The sequence below is a fragment of the Halomonas sp. S3-1-1 genome, from assembly GCF_023757625.1.
Taxonomy (GTDB): Bacteria; Pseudomonadota; Gammaproteobacteria; order Pseudomonadales; family Halomonadaceae; genus Vreelandella.
Window position 1 is genome coordinate 137,170 of sequence record NZ_JALGBZ010000003.1, and the last position, 18,814, is coordinate 155,983.

At 50.8% G+C, this 18,814-nt stretch carries 14 protein-coding genes; 4 read left to right on the plus strand and 10 right to left on the minus strand.

What is annotated here, in order from left to right:
* Positions 1-150 precede the first annotated feature (150 nt).
* Positions 151-564, plus strand: a complete 414-nt coding sequence (radC, locus tag MQW23_RS10040) for a RadC family protein (RefSeq protein ID WP_502800955.1) — start codon at positions 151-153, stop codon at positions 562-564.
* 131 nt (positions 565-695) lie between these two features.
* Here radC and MQW23_RS10045 read toward each other — a convergent pair whose 3' ends face one another.
* The 4 genes from MQW23_RS10045 to MQW23_RS10060 form a co-directional block, all read right to left on the minus strand.
* Positions 696-1,184, minus strand: a complete 489-nt coding sequence (locus tag MQW23_RS10045; protein WP_252107958.1) for a PIN domain-containing protein — start codon at positions 1,182-1,184, stop codon at positions 696-698.
* Positions 1,159-2,250, minus strand: a complete 1,092-nt coding sequence (locus MQW23_RS10050; RefSeq protein ID WP_089676073.1) for a helix-turn-helix domain-containing protein — start codon at positions 2,248-2,250, stop codon at positions 1,159-1,161. Before MQW23_RS10050 ends, MQW23_RS10045 begins: the two co-directional genes overlap by 26 nt.
* A 564-nt stretch (positions 2,251-2,814) precedes the next feature.
* The gene (locus MQW23_RS10055; RefSeq protein ID WP_252107959.1) at positions 2,815-5,460 is read right to left on the minus strand and encodes a DEAD/DEAH box helicase; all 2,646 of its coding nucleotides are present in this window, start codon (positions 5,458-5,460) and stop codon (positions 2,815-2,817) included.
* On the minus strand, positions 5,457-6,989 hold the full coding sequence (locus MQW23_RS10060; RefSeq protein ID WP_252107960.1) for a site-specific DNA-methyltransferase: 1,533 nt from the start codon (positions 6,987-6,989) through the stop codon (positions 5,457-5,459). Before MQW23_RS10060 ends, MQW23_RS10055 begins: the two co-directional genes overlap by 4 nt.
* A gap of 188 nt (positions 6,990-7,177) precedes the next feature.
* On the opposite strand from MQW23_RS10060, the gene MQW23_RS10065 reads away from it, so the two are divergent.
* On the plus strand, positions 7,178-7,870 hold the full coding sequence (locus MQW23_RS10065; protein WP_252107961.1) for a hypothetical protein: 693 nt from the start codon (positions 7,178-7,180) through the stop codon (positions 7,868-7,870).
* Positions 7,833-9,083, plus strand: coding sequence for a helix-turn-helix domain-containing protein (locus MQW23_RS10070; protein WP_252107962.1), 1,251 nt, complete (start codon positions 7,833-7,835; stop codon positions 9,081-9,083). Before MQW23_RS10065 ends, MQW23_RS10070 begins: the two co-directional genes overlap by 38 nt.
* Before the next feature lie 114 nt (positions 9,084-9,197).
* Here the strand turns inward: MQW23_RS10070 and MQW23_RS10075 are convergent, their stop codons facing one another.
* The 5 genes from MQW23_RS10075 to MQW23_RS10095 all read right to left on the minus strand — a co-directional run bounded on the left by MQW23_RS10075 (position 9,198) and on the right by MQW23_RS10095 (position 16,216).
* On the minus strand, positions 9,198-10,991 hold the full coding sequence (locus MQW23_RS10075; RefSeq protein WP_252107963.1) for an ATP-dependent helicase: 1,794 nt from the start codon (positions 10,989-10,991) through the stop codon (positions 9,198-9,200).
* The gene (locus MQW23_RS10080) at positions 10,984-12,783 is read right to left on the minus strand and encodes an ATP-dependent nuclease (protein ID WP_252107964.1); all 1,800 of its coding nucleotides are present in this window, start codon (positions 12,781-12,783) and stop codon (positions 10,984-10,986) included. Before MQW23_RS10080 ends, MQW23_RS10075 begins: the two co-directional genes overlap by 8 nt.
* 487 nt (positions 12,784-13,270) lie before the next feature.
* Positions 13,271-13,930: an inovirus Gp2 family protein gene (locus MQW23_RS10085; protein WP_252107965.1), complete on the minus strand. Its 660-nt coding sequence runs from the start codon at positions 13,928-13,930 to the stop codon at positions 13,271-13,273.
* A gap of 333 nt (positions 13,931-14,263) precedes the next feature.
* Entirely contained in the window at positions 14,264-14,461 is a 198-nt protein-coding gene (locus MQW23_RS10090; RefSeq protein WP_252107966.1) for a helix-turn-helix transcriptional regulator, read from the minus strand.
* Positions 14,462-14,602: 141 nt separating this feature from the next.
* Positions 14,603-16,216, minus strand: a complete 1,614-nt coding sequence (locus MQW23_RS10095; protein WP_252107967.1) for a hypothetical protein — start codon at positions 16,214-16,216, stop codon at positions 14,603-14,605.
* 228 nt (positions 16,217-16,444) lie between these two features.
* On the opposite strand from MQW23_RS10095, the gene MQW23_RS10100 reads away from it, so the two are divergent.
* On the plus strand, positions 16,445-17,191 hold the full coding sequence (locus MQW23_RS10100) for a hypothetical protein (RefSeq protein ID WP_252107968.1): 747 nt from the start codon (positions 16,445-16,447) through the stop codon (positions 17,189-17,191).
* Between the two features lie 290 nt (positions 17,192-17,481).
* Here the strand turns inward: MQW23_RS10100 and MQW23_RS10105 are convergent, their stop codons facing one another.
* The gene (locus MQW23_RS10105; protein WP_252107969.1) at positions 17,482-18,408 is read right to left on the minus strand and encodes an EthD domain-containing protein; all 927 of its coding nucleotides are present in this window, start codon (positions 18,406-18,408) and stop codon (positions 17,482-17,484) included.
* Between the last annotated feature and the right edge of the window lie 406 nt (positions 18,409-18,814).

Below are 18,814 nucleotides of genomic sequence, written 5' to 3' on the forward strand. Positions count from 1 at the left end.
ATCCACTATTAACGACATAGATGCCGGGGCCACCACCCCGGCATCTTTATTTTTTTGGAGGTCATCATGCCCCATAGCAAACTCAAAGCCGGTGAAGTGGCGGGCACCTACTTAGTCACTTCGCCGGTTACTGAAACCGACATCATCACCATGGCCAAGCGCTTCGCACGCCGCAAGCTCGCTAAAGGCCTCAAGATTACCCTGCCTTCGCAGGCCTTCGAGCACCTGCAATTATTGCTGCAAGACTACGAGCATGAGGTGTTCAGCGTCTTATTCCTGGATAGCCAGCACCGCGTTATCCGTTTTGAAGAGCTTTTTCGTGGCACCATCGACACCGCAAGCGTTTACCCACGCGAAGTGCTGAAAGCCGCGCTGGCCTACAACGCCGCTGCCGTCATTCTGGTGCATAACCATCCTAGTGGTGACCCTGAACCCAGCGATTCAGATAGGCGAATCACTGAGCGCCTGAAGGAAGTCCTGGGGCTGATGGATATCAAGGTAATTGATCATGTAGTGGTGGGAAGCGATGGATGCACGTCGTTCGCAGAAAAGGGGTATTTGTAACTGATTAACTCTAAATTTGGTGCCGCTCCTGGGGAGCGGTTCCCCTTCATTGGGCTGTATTTTTTTGGCTAATATTCATAACAGACATGAAGCCTTTTGCCTGCTCTAGGGCGTTATCTTAAGCACCATATTTACCGCCATCGGCCTAGTCGTTGATGGCAATCGTATTCCGGTAGCCTGGCACCCGCTTTTAGCATCGATTCCAAAGCGTCGGCCAGTTGGCTTGGCGAAAGAAGGGCATGAGCCTCCAGCTCATCTAATATCCAAAGTACACCACGAACCTCCAACTGGCTTTGTTGCCCTGATTTCCTGAGCGCTCCGTCATTGGTTAGCAGCGTCCAACCTCTTTCCTTGGCTAGGAAGTAGCACGACACATCCGCTAGTGAGGAATTGCCCAATGTTTGGCGTAGCGTAAAAAGTGTCGCTACCTCATCGCCGTTGAATGCTTCAACCGCAAGCCCCAAGCCTGTCAGTTCCTTACCAGGGGGCTTTTTCAGCTCTCGCCACACAAAGTCGGTGGTTACGAACTGGTGAGGTAGAGAAAACACGGTTTCAAGCAGGCCACTGCGGTGTAGATCGATCCAGATATTGGTATCAGATACAAGAATTTTCGCGGGCATGCTCACCGTCACCTGCCTGTCCGTTTGCCATGATCTCCTCGATCTCACCGAGGCTTGTACTAAGCAACTCCGCTGCTCTTGAAGGAGTGACCAGCCCTTCTGCTAGTGCCCTGTAAACCAACTGCTTCAGGCGATAGGATTTTTCAGGGTCTAGCCGACCAGGCTCATTTTTTTTGAACCCCTGCATCGACCATAAGCGAAAAGTATTCTGATAGAAGTTCGAGTTAACGATATCCAGGTCATATAACCGGCGCAAAGTGGCTTGAATAGAAATCCCCCACTCCTCCTTGGCCAACAGAAATTCCTGGAACAGTACCCGCTTGCGGTGCTCACCAAAGGTGATGCGTACTTGGCTAGCAGGGAACAGAAACGCCCCGGCAAAGCGGTGGCACCAGTTTTCTTCATCACGAGTGCCATGAAGCTCCTCAGGCAGTGACATCACCAAATGTCCTAGCTCATGGGCGAGGTTAAAACGCTGGCGTTCACCAGGACGCTCGGTGTTACTGACGATAACAGCATCCGCGCCATTATTGACGAGAGCGCACAGCCCATCGAATTTCTCGTGGGCTTGAAGGCTCACTACCTTGATACCTTTTTCTTCCAGAATTTCAGTCAGGTTGGCGATAGGGTTTACCCCTAGCTGCCAATCTTCACGCAGTTTATTTGCCGCCTGTTCAACCTCATCAACATTGGACACAGGAAAACGCTGATGCCATTTGGCAAATTCACCAATTAATTGGTCGGTTTGAAACAGGCTCTCTGCCGCTAAATAGCGTTCTAGGTGCTCACGCACTTGCTCTTTTACGGCTTCTTGTTGGCGTTTTCCGAAGGCGGAGTGCTTACGGAAGTCTACTTTACCCAGCTCTACTGAGTCTGAGCGGAAAAAATACTCAGGGTTAACCCCAAGCGCGTCCGCCAGTTGGATCAAGCGAGTCGAATTGGGCGCGTCCTTGCCCTGTTCATATTTCGACAGAGCCTGCTTGGTTATGTCTCCCAGCAGATCGGCTAACTGCTGCAAGGTCATATTCTTGAGGACACGCGCACGATGTATACGATCATGCAGCATGACTTTCTACCTTATTGTAAGGTGGGTTAAGTTGACAATATGGTGATTGGGTTGACACCTGTCAACCTGATATGTAGATTTAGACAAAGGAGCACTACATGTAGTGGTTTCTTTCTTAGAAAACTACTACGAGGGAATCAAGGAAGATGAGATGAAGGAAGGATTCCCAGCCAAGGTTGCCGCCTTGGCTGGGAGGACGCAAAAGAGCAGGACTTAGCATGGCGGCCCTGTTCTCTTGGCGAGTTGCCATATTCGATAGCATGGCGAAGGTTAATCTTTGCCTGGCCAAAGGTCAACGAGGCGAAGTTTTTAAGGCCGTGATAGTAGATGGAGGTGATCCATGGGCGTTATTCATGACGACTACGAGATCATTTATCGGCCTTACATCCGTAAGAACGGGAAAATTATTCGGCCTAAAAACGGCAAGGTATTCCCGATCAAGGTTCGTAAGAAGAAGTAAGCGATATGGAGGGGGCAATCCCCTCCATTTTGCCGTTTACAAGATTCCTGGTTTTTCTGCACCGCAGAGGCATCTACGAGAACGGGTTTTGCGCTAAGGGTTGGTTATTTCCCTAATACTTCATCAATTGCCACCCGCACTTCCTTCGGATCACCCTTCTCAATAGTGGCCATCACAAAGACCGCCTGACCATTGGAGGCCTTTGCCCATTGCTGACCAATAAGGTTTTTCTCGCGTGAATCGCGGCTTTCCTCGGGTGTGCGGTCTTTGCCTTTGTATTCCACGACCAGCAGGCGGCCATCATCGAGCAGGGCGACAAAGTCTGGGTAGAATTTATCGGTGGAGGTCGGCAATGCGAACGAATTTGGGTGCCTGCTGACGTTACGCGTCCAGTATTTTACCCTCGGGTGCAAATCGATTATGAAGGCACACTGTTCTTCCTCGCCATTGACCTTTTTGGAATCAAAGACGGGCACAGCGTCGGGCCCCATGAAGTGCTTTTTGAAGCGGTAGCTACCGCGATATGTCGGAACCCCCGCATACATCTCATCGAAAAAGGTAAAGCCTTGATCGAAGGAGACCTCAATATGGGCGTCTGGCCCAAACAGGTTGGCTTGGTAGACTTTCTCACGCTCTGCTTGGCGGAAGCCCTGAATTTTTTCAGACAGCTTGCGAGCGAGAATAAATTTGCAGCGCATCAGCTGGGATAAACTCAGCTCTCGATCACGTGTTAGATAGGTCACGACGTCACTTAGCCACGCCAGTAATTCAGCTTGGCTAAGCCACGGTGTACGTATTTTGCGATCTAGCCATTGCACGAGGCTGTTTGGCGTCCAGTCGTCTACTTCAACGTTCATGGTGAGCTGCTCAGCAGCATCGCCAGAGCCAATGGTCACGCGATTGCCGTCCAAATCAATTTCAAATGTGTTCGTGGTATCCACGATACTGAATTCGGACGCTTCCAAGCGAGCAGGGTGGTCGGCAAGCGACCACTCATGTTGCTCCATGAGAATTTCGGGGTCTCCAAATACTAGCTCTCCTTGCACGTAGGCCATTAAGCGAGGCAGCGTGAAGGTTTCTCCCTTCTGTGAAGGTGGTATCTCGTGCTGGTATTTAGCGTGGTGCTCGTTGATGCTTTGCTGAAGCTGCGGTTTAAGCGATTCAGGAGCATAGCTGATCAATGTGTCGGCTTCTTCAGGCTTGAGGAAGCCTTTTACTTCTACATGGCTCTTGCCGCTCTCATCAAAAGTCACTTGTACCTTCGATGGCACCGCCGTGTTCATTTTGCTGGCTTCTTCCTGACTAGCCTGAATAGCGACTTTCATCGTCGGAGTGGGCCGAGGCTGACGTCCAAACAACCCATCATCAAGGCCGAGCTGTTCAGCTTCGATATTGTCCTCTGCCTCGCTCTCTTCAAAGCCCATATCAATGAGCTTATCCCGAAGGCTGTGGGCGGCATCCATAAAGCGTTTTGAAACCAGCTTGGCGTAGGATTTATTTAGCGCTTTTTCTTTACGTTTCTGGGCGTAAGGCATGCGAAGCACGCGGCCCAAGAGCTGCTCAGCGTCGGTGGAGCTGCGAATATTAGCCACCGAGCAGAAAACATAGGCGAAAGAGCAGTCCCAGCCTTCTTTGAGCGCTTCGATCGTGATGACGTACTCAATAGGGCAATCGGGCTTGAATAGGTTGATGCCGTCTAATTCACGTTGCGCGCCAGTGGCCACGGCGATTTTATTTGGATCAATATTCTCATTGTCGATCAGGTGCTGCTTCAGCACCTCCACGGTGACCTCTTCGCCTTTTTTTTGTGCCTGAAAGAGCACGATAGGGCGAATATAAGCGTCTCGGTCGCGTTCAGCATGCTCTTGTAGCTCGGCACGCTTCAAAATGGCCGAGTTAACCGCTCCTTGCCATGTCTCAGCTTCGTCCAGCACCACAGGCATCTTGATCATCTCTTCATCTTTCAGCTCCTGGGCGGTCACTGAATGAAGCAGATTGTTGAACCCCTTGGGCGTGGCGGTGAATTCGATGAGCGCGGTCGGATTAATCCGTTCATAAACTTCTTGGCTGAGCTTGGAGCCAGCCTTATGGGCCTCATCCATGATCACCAATGGCTGATGCAGGTGCATCAGGTTAGCGAAGCTGAATTTAATATTGCCCTTTTCAGTGCGCTCCAGCTCTGGCGTTTGAGGAGAAACCGCAGAGAAGTGTGGCTCCATTTCCTCGTTATGGGCATAGACTTTGCGCCCATCGGTATTGCTTACGCGCAGAGTTTGTACCGTGCCGACGACCACGCAGAGATTGGATAGTAGGTCATGCGGTTTGATGTGAGTAAAATCGCCTATATCAAAGATTCGCACGCGCCCACCAAACGCCTCGTCCAGTGCTTTGCGGTAGGGGTGCCGAGGGTTCTTGAGTGCTTCAGCCGTTTGCGTACGAATGGTGTTGGTGGGCACGAGCCACAGCACTAAGGGGAAGTCCTTTTCTACCCAAGCATCTTTGGCCACCGCAATTGAGTGAGCGGCGAGAATTGTCTTACCGCCGCCGGTGGGTAAGCGTAGGCATACATAAGGTGTATCTGGCAGCGTTTTGACTGACGTGTACTTTGCTGAATAACCACGTAGGCGGGCGGCTACCTCGGGCTTTTCGGTAATTGTTTTATACGCCTCGTGCGGGCCAATCACCCGCGCCTCTTCCAGGTAGGTTTTCAGCGTATCAAGCGAGGCGTGTTGGTAATCCTTTAACTTCATGTGCGCGCCTTAACATCGTAAGGGGTTTGCTTGAACTCGATCTGCTCAGCGTTAAGCGTTGCCTCTGATAGCATGGTGCGCTCGCCATAAATGGTCATAGGGCCTTCAAAATCCCCCTGCGCAGCGCGAATCACAGCTAACGTCTTCCGAGTTAATACGTTTCCATTGGCAGCAGCTTTGTCTCCAAGAATGCCGTTGTATAGGAGGGCATACCCATGGCCATTATGGCTGCCAAGAAACGGCGTTTGATCATTATGCTTCGACCACGAGGTGCCCGTCTCGGTAAACCAGATATGAGCGGCCAATACGGGGAATTTTATGTCGGGCTGAATTTGCCCATCTTCCGTAAATACGGGACGTCCAAGCCTATAAAAGCGGAAGCCACCGCCGCCTTGCCAATTTTGCGCTTCTGAAATACCGCCTTGCTCACCATCAACGACTTGTTTGAGCCTGGGAACGCAGTGTGTGACGGCGTGCTCGCCCATTTCAATGCCGATATATCGACGGCCCATTTTGTGGGCGACAGCGGCTGTGGTACCAGAGCCGAGGAAGCTATCAAGTACTAAGTCGCCGGGGTTGGTGGCAATTTGGAGAATGCGCTCAATCAAGCGCTCCGGCTTGGGAGTACCAAATGTGTCATCGTGTCCAAAAAGAGCCTGATTCTCTTTTTTACCTTCTTGAGAATGCCCTACGTCTGTATGAGGCCACCATGTCCAAGGAACCATACCTGGCATTTCAGCGACGAACCTTTTAACCGAAGGTGCTCCGTCGCCTTTGGGGCCAAAGTACATCCTGTCGTCGGCTAGGAATTGCTCGTATCCTGCTTTAGTGACCCGCCAACACCGGCCGCCTGGAGGAGTGACTACGCGTCCAGAAGGAAGAGTGATTTCATACATCTGATTAGGACGGTAACCAGGTGCTGTAAAGTCTCTAGCCTTCCAGGGGCCTCGGTTGTCTTTATCTGGGTTTTTGAACTGTTTAGTTTGTGCGTCGCTAAGCGGGATGAGGTTGCGTGTTTCTTTAAAAGAACGTGGCTCCATCGCATAGCAAAGCACATACTCATGGGCATCACTAATGGCAACACGCGAATCTGGTGCATAGCGTTTCTGCCAGACGTTGGTAGTCACAAATTTTCGCCTACCAAATACTTCGTCGCAAATGACTTTTAAATAGGCATGCTCGTCTTCGTCAATACTGATCCATATCGACCCATCCTCTGCTAGCAGTTCACGCAGCAGCTCCAAGCGGGGCCACATCATGGCGAGCCATTTGGAATGCTCTAGGTTGTCGTCGTAATGCTCGAAGGCAGAGCCGGTGTTGTAGGGTGGGTCGATATAGATGCACTTTACCTGCCCAGCGTAATAGGGCAGAAGTGCCTTCAGGGCGTCGAGGTTATCGCTTTGGATGAGCATATTCCCGGAGTTCTGATCGCCATAGCCAAGCTCGGGCGCTTCTTCCATCAAGCGATAAGGCACCTTTTCAGCGGCGCGCACGTCTTCGTCTCGGGTCAACCATCGCAGTATGGGCATGTACTCGTGTGTTCCTTAGCAGCGTGTGACTTGGGCTGGGCTTTTGGCCACATAATAACCTGTGTAGAGAGCAACTTCTAAAGCGGTCAATTTGCCCTGATCAGCAGGCAAGAATAAATGGCTGCGTGGATAACAGGAAAAAATGGGTCTATAATCTGCTTTACCGAATCGGCGCCTTGGAGGCAATCGTGAGCCAAAAAGAAACGAACAGAGAAGAACTGTGCCGCTTTATCTGCCAGCAGCTATCTCGTCCTGATTTAAATCAGTTGCTTGAAAGCATTGAAGCAGCTTTTAAGAAAAGCGATACCTTTCTCAAAGAGACCTTCAAGCATGTACCACTGCCTGGCCCTGGGCCGCAGTTACATCATTACACGGTGCAAGAGGCGCTTCTAGGTTTGCAGGCTGGCGAAAGCTTTGAGGTGAGCAACTATCCTACTCAACCAGCAGGCGGTCACTTTGCGCTAATTCGTGCTGGTTCGTTACAAATTACTACGAGTGTCATGACGCAAGACAAGGCACAGCCCACTTCGGCTAAATACCGGCGCGAGTTCAGCGCTATTAACGAAAGGCTGGAAAATCAGCATCCTGACCTATTTCAGTCGTTGACCCCGCCCCTTGGTCCGAATGACGACTCTTTGCATGCTTTATTGCTGCCCTATACGGCGAAATGGACAGAAAGCGATCACAGCTCCACTTTGAGTGTAGTGTTGGCCGTTCCATTCAGTGATCCAAGCGCAGGTTTCCATTTGCGAATTAGTACTGATGAGCTTTTACAGTATTACGACGAAATAGATGGTATCGGCGATGTTGCTTATCCGAAGCTGCGTGCTAGCATGCGTCGCGATGAAGGTCGAGACCAAAACGAAGGCGGAAGCGAGTGATATGAGAACAGGGGTTGATGGATTTCAAGGCCAGCGGCTGAGCCAGCTGCGTATGGCCCAAAATTTGACCCTCGCGGAGCTGGGAGAGCAAATTGAGCGCTCTTCCAGCACGATTTCGGCATGGGAAAAAGGTGCCCAGCTACCTGAGGCTGAGTCCTTTGATCGCCTTTGCCACGTTTTTAATGTTTCACGTATGTGGTTTCTTAAGCCAATACCGCTAGCTTTCCAAGGGGAACAGCGCCCCCATTTTTTCCGCTCTCAAGCATCTGCTCACAAGCAGGCCCGTGAGCGGTCGCAGTTGTATTTAGCATGGCTTCAAGAGATTTCAGACTTCTTTCAGGATGCAATGGAGTGGCCTGAGGTCAATGTGCCTATGCTGGATGCCGATGACTGCCGCCTGATCAGTGATGAAGAAATAGAAGATATCGCGCGCGAATGCCGTGAGGTTTGGAATCTCGGCACTGCCCCTATTCCGAATGTTATCCAAGTGATGGAAAATGCTGGAATCATTTGTACTCGTGCGACCCTTGGGCATGTCAAAATGGACGGCGTTTCCCATGTCTCCATTTTGGATGGCCGACCCTATGTGCTGATCGCTGAAGACAAAGCGAATGCGATTCGTAATCGCTTCGACGCAGCGCATGAGTTGGGGCACTTGGTACTACACTCGAAAATTCCGGCTTCGCAATATGCGAAAAATGAGCTCTACAACCTTTTAGAAGGTCAGGCACACCGTTTTGCCAGTGCATTCTTGATGCCTCCCGAGAGCTTTGCGCAGGAGGTTGTATGGCCAACGCTTGATAACCTGCTCTCGCTTAAATCTCGCTGGAAGGTCTCTGTAGCGTCAATGATCGTACGCTGTCGCGATCTATCATTGCTTTCGGATCAGCTTGAATTGAGACTTTGGAAAGGACGCTCTGCACGTAAATGGACGAAAGGAGAGCCTGGCGATGACACCTTCGCTTTCGAGCAGCCCAAGCTCATGATGCGCGGCGCGCATTTGTTGGTAGATAACGGCATTTTCGAGCGCTCTGAGTTGGCTTATCAGATTGGTTTGCCACCAGAAACCATTGAGATGCTTTGTAGCTTACGCCCTGGTTACCTAAGCCTACAGCCCAATGCTGCTGATAACGTGGTGCCTCTCAAGCTCAAGCACAATACCGTAAGGTCTGGTCGAGCTACACGAGCGGATGTTCTGCCATTTCAGAAATAGTGAGATGAGAGCGTTTCACTTTCATTAATTCACGAAGGCGAGGTGCTTGTAGTAAATTCTTTTAGCCTTTCCAGAAGGCTTGCGCATCTACTGACCATATAAAAGTAAAATGCTTCAGGCATCGTCTGCATCAATTCGTCCTTCCAATTCTGTTACAAACGGTGACGGGTTATTGGTACTGTAAATTATATGAATTTCCTCTTCAGCACGCGTGAATCCTACATAGAACAGGCGACGTGCCTCTCTTATCTCTCCCTCGCCTGCATTATTGCGCGGTATCCTGCCGTCATCCATACCGAAGAGAACGACAAAACGGAACTCGCGGCCCTTGGAACTGTGAAGGGTTGTCAAGTTGATGCGATTGTTACCCTCGCCATGACCGCAGAAAAGGCCGAGCGTGAAGTCGGCACAGGTGTTACCTGGGGCACTTTTCTCTATAAATGCATTTAGTGTGCTGCGCTCGTCGCTCATAGTGCGGCTTCGGGCAAGGTGATCGTTCAGCAACTCTTGGTGGAAGGTAGTTAGCCAAGTATGAAGATCAAGCGTGCTGTCACGCCGTTCCCATAGGAAAGTAATCAGCTGCCGCTGAAATCTGTTTTGTTCTGTTTCGGAAGCGAGTGTTTCAGCGAACAGGAGTTCGCCGTTAGCCACAAGCCTTGAGAAGCGAGGTGTTCCTGTTTGCCACCCGCTGCAGCACCATGTGGCACATTGCTCTAGCCAGCGCATCAGTCGGCTTGAGCGGGGATAGTGTGAGTTACCGTCCGCCCTTACTGTGCCATAGCCGTATGCTTGGGCAGCATCTGCGATAGAGTTACCTATCCATGCGGCTGGGTAGAGGATAGCAATGTCTCCCGGTTCTAGACCCGGTAGCCTAGCTATGGCATTGGGAATGAGAGTCTCGAAAATGTAGTGCGCATGCTGTTCATAGTTGCCATGAAGGGGCTTAAAATAGATCGTCCCTTCTGCAGCGCCCGTCGGAGCCTCGTATCCCTTTTCCTCGCCTAGTGCCAACTGCGAAGCGTTGACGATACTTGATCCGCAGCGGTAATTCAGGCGCAGTGGAACCGTTTCTACGTCCTCGCGATTAGCAAGCTGCCTTAGCAGTTCTGGTTTTGCGCCAGTAAAGCCGTATATCGATTGATCCACATCTCCGACAGCGAAAAGCCGTATGCCGGTGCTGAAGCAAAGTCCTAAAACCATACTGTGTAGTGCGCTGCCAAGATCCTGGTATTCATCTACAGCCAAAATGGGATATTTAGCGCGAATGGCGCGACGGAGCCACACGTTTTCCTTAAGTGCCCGCAAAGCGAGCAAGGGCATGTCATCGAAATCGATTAGTCCCTGCGCTCTCAGCTCCTCTTCGTAGGCAAGAACGAGTTCCGCGCATGTGGAGTCGTCATTATGGAAAGCTGCTACTGTCCGATCTAGATGAGACCGGCGATAACGTTCCATGGGCCCCTTCCACATTCTATGCGGATCTTCACCCCATCCGATCACCCTGTCATAGGCACGCTCCAGTGCGCCGCGTTGCTCCTGCAGGTTTGCGACCTCAAAATCGTCTGGCAGGCCGAGCCTAGCCACCTTTGCGTAAGGCAGGATGATCTGCGTCAGCGAGAATGAATGGACAGTGCCGATGAAAATCCTTTCGCTAGGCGCAATACCTAGGCCTTCGAGCCTCTGCTCCAGTTCACGCGCGCATTCGTTGTTATAGGTAATGCAGGCAAGGCCACGCGGCTCTTCAATATCTTCGGCAAGCATACGCGCGAGCTTGATCGTCAGCGTCTTCGTCTTGCCGCTGCCGGGGCCAGCCAGTACGACACAATGGCCACCCGACTCGTAGGCAGCCCACTGTCCTGGGTTGCCCCGTAGATCTTCGGCAGCTTTGAGATATGCTGCGCGCTTAGACACGGTCGGCCACGTATCTGATGGCCCGAGCGATATATGCGGGAGGGTCGGTCTCCTCGCAATGAGAGAGCAGTCTCTGGGCGAACCGCCCCTTGCCAATGCGATCAATCATCTTAAGAAGAGTGCTTTCATCCAAGCTGTCAGGATCGTCATTCCAGCGATCAATCTGCTCCCTGCGGGTCGCGCTCTGATTGTACTCACGCAATGTGCCTATGATCGCGCCCGCGAAGCCCTCTTTAAATAAATCAACTTCAAGGGTCTGCTGATTGGAAAAGATACCGAAAGCCTCGCACCGCTCACGAAATTCTTCATAGTCGCTAAGCTCGGCCAGTTCCGCGAGCACGTCGTTGGGTCTTTCCCCAGTGCGTTGTACCTCGATAACTGTGACAAGATTGCAGCTTCGTTTGTAAGCAAGCGGCCTTTTACCTTCTCGTGGGTCCCGGTCCGTGATAATGGAAAAAGGTATACCGAGCCCGCTCAGAAACTTCACATAGGGTTTGAAATTCGTTCCGGAAACCGAGCAGACAGTTATCCCAAGCCTGTCGAGTGGTTGTCCGATCCGCGCGGCAAAGGGCGGGACGAGGAATTTCTCGGCGTCGCCTTCAACCAGAATGACTCCACGCGCGAACAGCATTTCCGCGCGAGTGACATCTAGGTACCGCGCAATATCGTCCGCTTCGTCGTCGCTGAGATTGATCTCTTGAGCTGAATAGCCGACTGTACCTTTCTCGCCGTGATCCTTTAGCAACACGATTGACCGTAATGGCGAAACGCTTGCGATGTGTGGAGAGTGGGTCGTCAAAATGACCGAGAGAGGTCCCGGCGTCTCTGCGCCATCGACCGACTCGAACATTTGCCGATAAACTGAGCGCTGTAGATGTGGGTGCAGGTGCGCTTCCGGTTCTTCTATTGCAAGGAATGTATGGTCGCGACTGTTTTCACTGATCAGTTGTCTGATTTCTAGTGTTTTTAAGCTGAGGAAAACCAGGTTGGCAGAGCCGAGACTGGCATCATCGATTCCTCGCGCGCCATCATCAATTAATAGGCGGATCGAACGATGCAGGCGCGTCGGATCCGCTGGGCTGAATCCGATACCGGGCCGAATGTCCTGGCGCGGCCCACTTAACTCTAAAAACGCGTCTGCGATGCGCTGTTGCAGCACTTGGACTTCTTCGAATTGCGTTATCTTTCCGGTAACCTCCTCAATAGCCTCGCCGATGGCCGCGAGACTATCCTGGTCGACGGTTCTGAACGCCTCTTCCACCAGTGGACGTAGAGGTGAGCGCCGCCATACGGCGAGATCACTCTCAGCGTCGCGCAGCGCCGGAAGTACTTCCATTGCGATTCGGCGCCGCAATTTGTGTCCATAAGTTTTTGTACCACTCTCCCCCCCATAGCAGAAGAATTCGAAATCTTCTGCAGATATAGGGGCGTTGACGTCCAGATCGGCTTTTGCCCGAAGTTCATAGGAAAGTCTAACGGTCTCGGGGTCGTCATCGAGTCGAAAGTCTGTAAGAACGGCTAAAATATCCGGATCATGCTCAAACTCTTTGATTTCGACGCTGACCACGATATTGTCATCCGCGCTGAGCGTTTCGAGGCCGTCCCAGAAGTCTGACGGGGAGAGTTGGCGTGCGCTATCCGGTAGATTGTGGTCAAAAATGAGCCGCAGCGCGTACAGAAGGTTGCTCTTTCCAGTACGGTTCTCGCCCAAGATAACCGCGTTGCCGCTGAGCTTCACGTCAAGACTCTGGAAGTTTCTGAAATGTTTGATAAAAATTCTAGAAAGGTGCATATCTGAAACTCTGCGCTTTTCGGCTTTTCTTATAAGCTAACATAGCTTTAGCACGTATCCACATTCCTGCGTCCTGAATAAAAAAAATCAGCGTGCATGCATCGTTCAGCACGGTCGACATGACCATGAAACTGGAGCAATTGATCAGCTTGGTTGCGGTTTGATTGCTGAATACGAGTAAACGGCGTGTTGGATGTTAGTGGTGGAAATCTTTAAATTTTTGATTTTTAAGTACAGTCGCATTGCAGGCGCGTTCCTCAAAAATGGCCTGGCTGCACTCATAATCTCTTGGCTGTAGGTTCAGGTCCTACTGGGATTTCCAACTGTTGCAGAGTAACGGTGTGGCTCATTGGTGATTCCATGTATGGCAGTAATAGTGAACATGGCGGGTACCCGGCCCCCACAAATAGTGAGCCGAGTTTAGCGGTGTGGGGGCATGCGGGCAAAGAAGTGTTCAGCGGCCATGCTCAATGTTCTTGATGAGACTTCAGTTACGACTGGTTCCGAATGCCCTTAACCCTATCCCATACTGCTTCGTATCAGCTTTGCAAAGGTAAGAGGCGCGATAGAACGCCTCCTGAAAGCTATCTGCATTATCTCGGTCTATCCAGTAGGTAGGGTTCTTTGGAACATGAACCCATGGCTCTTGGGGGTTCCACAAAACTCCCAGCGCGCTGTACCAAGCGCGTGACACACGGCTGATAAGATTCTCATTGGGGGAGCAGGCTCTACCTAGCATGTGGTAGGCGTCACGATTCAGTAGAATAAAGAAATGGTAGTGCGGCTTACCATTGCTACCAACCTCTCGACACCATACATAGCGCACTTTGGTATCTGGCACCCAGCCACTCAGACGCTTTTGTTGCCGGTCGTGTTTAATGATGGCTTTCAGAGAAGCAGTGAAACGTTTAATCAACCGCTTGTGGTCTTCTAGCGTCATTCGGTCGCTTATTTCTGAAGGGATGCGAGGGTCAACTCTGAATGCCATTACGCGTGGGTAGTCGCTTAGTGCCTTGTGCATCGTGTCGTAAAGGGCCTGCAGGTATTCATCGGCCATTGGTAGATGATCCGCTTGAAGGCTTAGCCCGTTGAACATTGGGGAATTGCCAAAGTGCAGGTTAGCGTTCGATGAGAGTAGCTGTAGCATTTTAAGCTCCTTTGTATGAGTAAAATAGCCCATGGCTTTAAAGCATGGGCGTTTATGACAGGCAGGATGAATCCTCCAGCGGTTGCTGGATTCAGTGCCATGGTGGTGTATCGATGCTGAGTTCTTAGATGACAGCTTAAGTACGGGGCTTGATGCCCCTCCCTCTACACTTTGATTACCTTAACCTTAATACCTTAATTTAATAATAATTAAACAAGGGTCAGAAAGGTTGATGGCAATTCGACGGATGTAGATAGGTGCTAGCGTAAGCGAGTAGCGGCTAGTGGATAATCAACTCTTCAATTAAATTAGCAAAAGCTAAATGATTTGATCTTAAGCAGCATCGTCATCTCTACGCTTAATGCTGTCATTTATCCAAGTATCGATTTCACTTTCGACCCAGGCAACGGCCCGCGTGCCCAGCTTGATTGGCTGAGGAAAACGCCCAAGGCTGATGTACTTGTAGATCGTCGATCTGGCTAGCCCTGTGCGTTCCATGACGTCTTTGATGCGGATCAGTTTCATGCTCATGACGAACTCCTGTTATTCGTTCATGACATGAGGAAGCTGAGTATTTTTTAATTGGAGAGTGGCCTTGGCGACTGGAGGTTATGCGTCGCTAGGCTCTTGAGCGTCAGACTCTGTGGCATCATCTGGCTCATCGTTGATGGCTTAAAGGCAATCCTGATGATACGTTTGCCAATAAGTTTTTAGATCCTCACTGACAGAACTAAGAAATATAGTGGTTGTTGGCTCTTGATCGGTACCTTCGGAGCGCAGGCAATAACACCGTAGCTGAAACGCGGGTAAGCTCGGGCCGTTAGGTGAATTGGGGAAAACAGGTACGAGCATGTATGTCATTGCTTCGACATTTTCGTGTTCATCTAGGGTGAAGACACGTTGAAGCTGTTTGGCTAGGTGATGTGACAGGGCATAAAACAGTAGCGCCAAGGGAGGGTAAGAAATTTGCCCTGTGATTGGATCTACTTCGGGAGACCTATGAGGCTTATTATCGTCCAGGGCCTTTTTATAATTGTCTGCTTTTTCAGACGCGCATTCTGATTCCTGCCCAGGTTTCGCTTCGATCACATATTCAGGCGCTATGCCTAAACGACGAGCCGTCGCCACTATGACGTCATGGCATGGTTGTTCAGGCCCAAAAAAACCTTCTTTCAACTCATTCCAGGAGGAGGTTAGCAGATGACATGCGTCGATATGAACGCTGGTAAGTAACCAGTTTGCATCATCCGCATCGTAGTATTTAACTAGCTCTTCAATACCGCTTTCTAGGTAGCGTGTGCTTGGCAGCAGTGATCGCGCCTCGTTAAAAATTCTTTTGAGTTGGATGTATTTCTCTTGGTAGTTTTTAGCCTCGCGATAAGGATCATGCTCTCGTTTTGATTCATCCTTAGTATCGTCTGACACGGTACTATCAGAATCCTTATTGGCATCGTACTCCTTCAACAATGCTTCGATTTGAAGGCTACACACCCCAGCCGTCATCACCGCATCTACAATTCCGCCTACTAACTCGGTTCTCTTAAACTTCCTGCTTGAAGGTAGCGATAAAATGGTGGCCGGTGCTCTTACACGTTTACCGAGCAAAGGGTGTTCTAGATCCAGCAAATAGATGGAAGTCTTGCGAGTAGTAGCCTTAGGTGCGTATCGCCCTGGCTGATGGTGAGCAATGAGACCCAAGCCACACAGCTTCTTTAGCTGGTTCGTGATGCGAAAACTCGACATCCCCGTCAAACGACGTAGGGCGGATACGCTAAGGCGAGTCACAGTCCCTGGCGAATCAGCATGAGCCAATAACACCATTAGCAACCAGCGATTAGGAAGCGTTAAGCCAGTACGGCGGCGACGGCTTCCCTCGCGCAAATCAATTCTTTCCTCAATGCTAGACAACCGGGACGTTTTTGCCAGTGTGATTATTTCTTCTGCATGGCAATTGCTGACGGGTAATGAAGATTTCGCCAGTGCCTTTAAAAGCTTGGCTGATAAAAGGTAGCGCGATTTATATCGTCCAGGCCCCTTTCTCGGCAAACGTTCTACTTCAACAAATTGCTCTTGTTGCTTACCCCGTTTGCAGGTGAGTACTTGCCACGCGCGCCGACCTTGCGCATAGGTTAAACCCAGCTCAGCAAAGAGGTCTCGTGGAGAGCATTCCACAGGCTGATCGAGGCCTTTTTTCGAAGCCCATTGAGTCAGTAGCCAACGAGCTTCGGGTGTTAATAGGGTGCTTTCGTAGGCGAGAAATGCTGTATTCATAGAAGCAATATACACGCTTTCTCAAGCAATAAAAGACATTTCATACCCATAGAAAATAGGATTATTTACACATTGTGTTTGTACACAGTGTTTGTACGTAGTGTGTGTACTTCGTGTTTACACATGGTGTTAACACAATGTATAAACACAATGTGATTAAAAAATACGGTTATTTGCCTCTTCAGAGGTAGGGGAAGCTACCCTTCTCCTTTTTATAAATACTTACGCCTTTAGGTACAGTTCATGGCTCCCCCATTTCGATGGATAGATACGAAAGATCATGGTCAGTTGGAATGGATTTGCGCTTACATAGCACGCAGATCTTCAAAGGGTAAGATGCCCTATTCGTTGACCCATATCCTAAGTGCAAGCAATAACCAAACTTTGGCTGAAAGGTTGATGGAGCTTCCTGACGATATATCTAATCGAGAGGTCAGCCGACAGATGAAGGGCGCCTGGCAAACGCACCAGTATCGAAGACAAAATGGCAAGCAAGTCTCTTTTCAACTACCGGATATCACCCTTAAACAGCTAGACACCTTGTCCAAAAGAATCGGGTATTCCAAGGTACAAACCCTTAGTCAACTCATCAGCAATGCAGTCGATGAACAAAGGCAAGACGCAGAAAAGTTAAAAAGAGAACGAGAATCTTTCAATGCTAGGTTAAAGAAGCAGCAAGAAACTGCTCAGCAAGCCGAGCAGGTTTATAGTTCTGCGGTGAATGCATTGCTGAGCGCCCTAGCTGATGAAATTGACCATCGCTGCCGTTATGAAGCGCTAGTAGGCAAATTGGAAGATGCAGTGATAGAAAGCGACGCCATTGAGGCTTACCGCGATTCTGTAACAAAGCGTGCTGCGGAAGTTGAGGAGGAGCTTGGTAAATTGAAAATAATGCGTTCGAGAGTAGGCCCTTCGCTAAATGAACGGATGCAAGAATTTATTCGCTTACATGAGGAGGGGCATTTTGAGGATGGAAGTGGCCATAGTTAGTGATGTAAAACGAAAGAGCGGAGGCTGCAATAGATACATTCAGAATGGCTTCGTTTTTGGTCTTCCCTAGCGTTAGGTGGGTAGTATATTGGGTAGCGATTGCATGTTTTTTGTGGATATTTTATTTTAAGATATTGATTTTTAATATTTTTAAATCCTACTCTATTTTAAGATTCAGAATATTGAGTAGCGATAGCTCGTGTGCGATGCCTAACCGTAATCATCGATACACTCAGGGCTGACCCCATCACCACCCGGCGGCTTTCGCACCGCCGAGTGATGCTTTTCTCTCAATCGCTTTTCACCGTGCCGGTACGAATCAGGTGCATCACGTCTGGCGTGATCTGATTGTTGGCGCCCAGCCGTTCGATCAGTTGCGCCGGGCGGCTTCCCCTGAGGCCCGCTAGCGTCATTTGCTTATCGCGGACGTAAACATAGTGGCCGCTCACGGCAAACGCCGTGGTGTAGGCGATGTGCTGCTTTATGCCGTTTTCAAGCCGGGTGAAAGCGTCGGACTCAAAAAAGGCCCGGCGCGTGAGGGGCGATTGAAACGCAAGTTCCAGCACCGCCACTAGTTCACGCTCGGGCGGTACCTGGTGGCCAACATCCGGTGCCGGCGGCGCGGGGTCGTCGTTGTCGTAGCGTTCGGGCGTATGCAGCCGCACCTTGAGCAGGGCCGGGTCCTGCGCCAGGGCGGGCGCCAGCTCGTCGGACAGAAACCGGCTGAATGCCGAAGCATCGTCGTGCGCTGCGCCAAAGTGAACGTGCATGCGATCCAGCCCGTCATCGCCATTGGTCGCGGGCTCAGCGATTTTGTCCACCAGCGTGGTCGAGCCGTTGGGTAGCGCGTAGGCAATGGTCTCCGCGAACATGTTCTGTTCGTCCGAGAACAGCAGATGGCACGCGTCCATGAAGGTTTGCTGGTCATCGGCAGAGGCGAAGCCAATTTCCACCCCGCCATCCAGCGCATAGTTTGGAAACGCCTGAACGCCTTCGATCGCTGGCCAAAGATGGTCATCCTGCTCGCGATGAAAATGGGTCTGGGTATACCAGGCAAGCCCGGGCAGCCGTGAGCAGAGCGGGCCGTGCACATCTCGCCAGTAGGTGGCGAACAGCTCGTGGGGCACGCGCTGGCGACGCAGCACCGTCGTATAGGTATTGATGGCCACGGGAATATCGCGTTCAGAAAAATCCGGCTGATGGGTGGGCGCCTTCATTTAACGTTCCTTGTGAGAAGAGGTGTTGCTATCGAGTTGCCTTGCCTAGCGGGGCGGCATTGACCGAGGCGGGCTTATATCACCATAGACTCAACGCGGGGGATTGGCTCGAGAAACCCGATCATGAACACGGGGTTCGAACGCTCGCGGCCCGCTTCCCTCATGTTGAAAGGCGAGGCGCCCTTTGCGCTATTCTTCGTCGAGCTGCGCACGCATGACTACCAGAGACGCCTGTTTAGTGAGGTGCTGACGGGAGACGAGTTAAAGCGGTTTTGGAGAGGACAAGGGATCTCGTCAACCGCTTAATGTTTCACCCGGGCAGCGGGTTTGTTAAGTCAGGCTAAGGACACGCATCATGGGATACGTTCAATGAGTGTTTCGATCAAGCCAGCGCGTCGCGATCATG

Excerpts from the sequence above, each read along its gene's own strand:
- radC (WP_502800955.1), top strand. The coding sequence starts at position 151 with ATGGCCAAGCGCTTCGCACGCCGCAAGCTCGCTAAAGGCCTCAAGATT.
- MQW23_RS10045 (WP_252107958.1), bottom strand. The coding sequence starts at position 1,184 with ATGCCCGCGAAAATTCTTGTATCTGATACCAATATCTGGATCGATCTA.
- MQW23_RS10050 (WP_089676073.1), bottom strand. The coding sequence starts at position 2,250 with ATGCTGCATGATCGTATACATCGTGCGCGTGTCCTCAAGAATATGACC.
- MQW23_RS10055 (WP_252107959.1), bottom strand. The coding sequence starts at position 5,460 with ATGAAGTTAAAGGATTACCAACACGCCTCGCTTGATACGCTGAAAACC.
- MQW23_RS10060 (WP_252107960.1), bottom strand. The coding sequence starts at position 6,989 with ATGCCCATACTGCGATGGTTGACCCGAGACGAAGACGTGCGCGCCGCT.
- MQW23_RS10070 (WP_252107962.1), top strand. The coding sequence starts at position 7,833 with ATGAAGGTCGAGACCAAAACGAAGGCGGAAGCGAGTGATATGAGAACA.
- MQW23_RS10080 (WP_252107964.1), bottom strand. The coding sequence starts at position 12,783 with ATGCACCTTTCTAGAATTTTTATCAAACATTTCAGAAACTTCCAGAGT.
- MQW23_RS10085 (WP_252107965.1), bottom strand. The coding sequence starts at position 13,930 with ATGCTACAGCTACTCTCATCGAACGCTAACCTGCACTTTGGCAATTCC.
- MQW23_RS10090 (WP_252107966.1), bottom strand. The coding sequence starts at position 14,461 with ATGAGCATGAAACTGATCCGCATCAAAGACGTCATGGAACGCACAGGG.
- MQW23_RS10100 (WP_252107968.1), top strand. The coding sequence starts at position 16,445 with ATGGCTCCCCCATTTCGATGGATAGATACGAAAGATCATGGTCAGTTG.
- MQW23_RS10105 (WP_252107969.1), bottom strand. The coding sequence starts at position 18,408 with ATGAAGGCGCCCACCCATCAGCCGGATTTTTCTGAACGCGATATTCCC.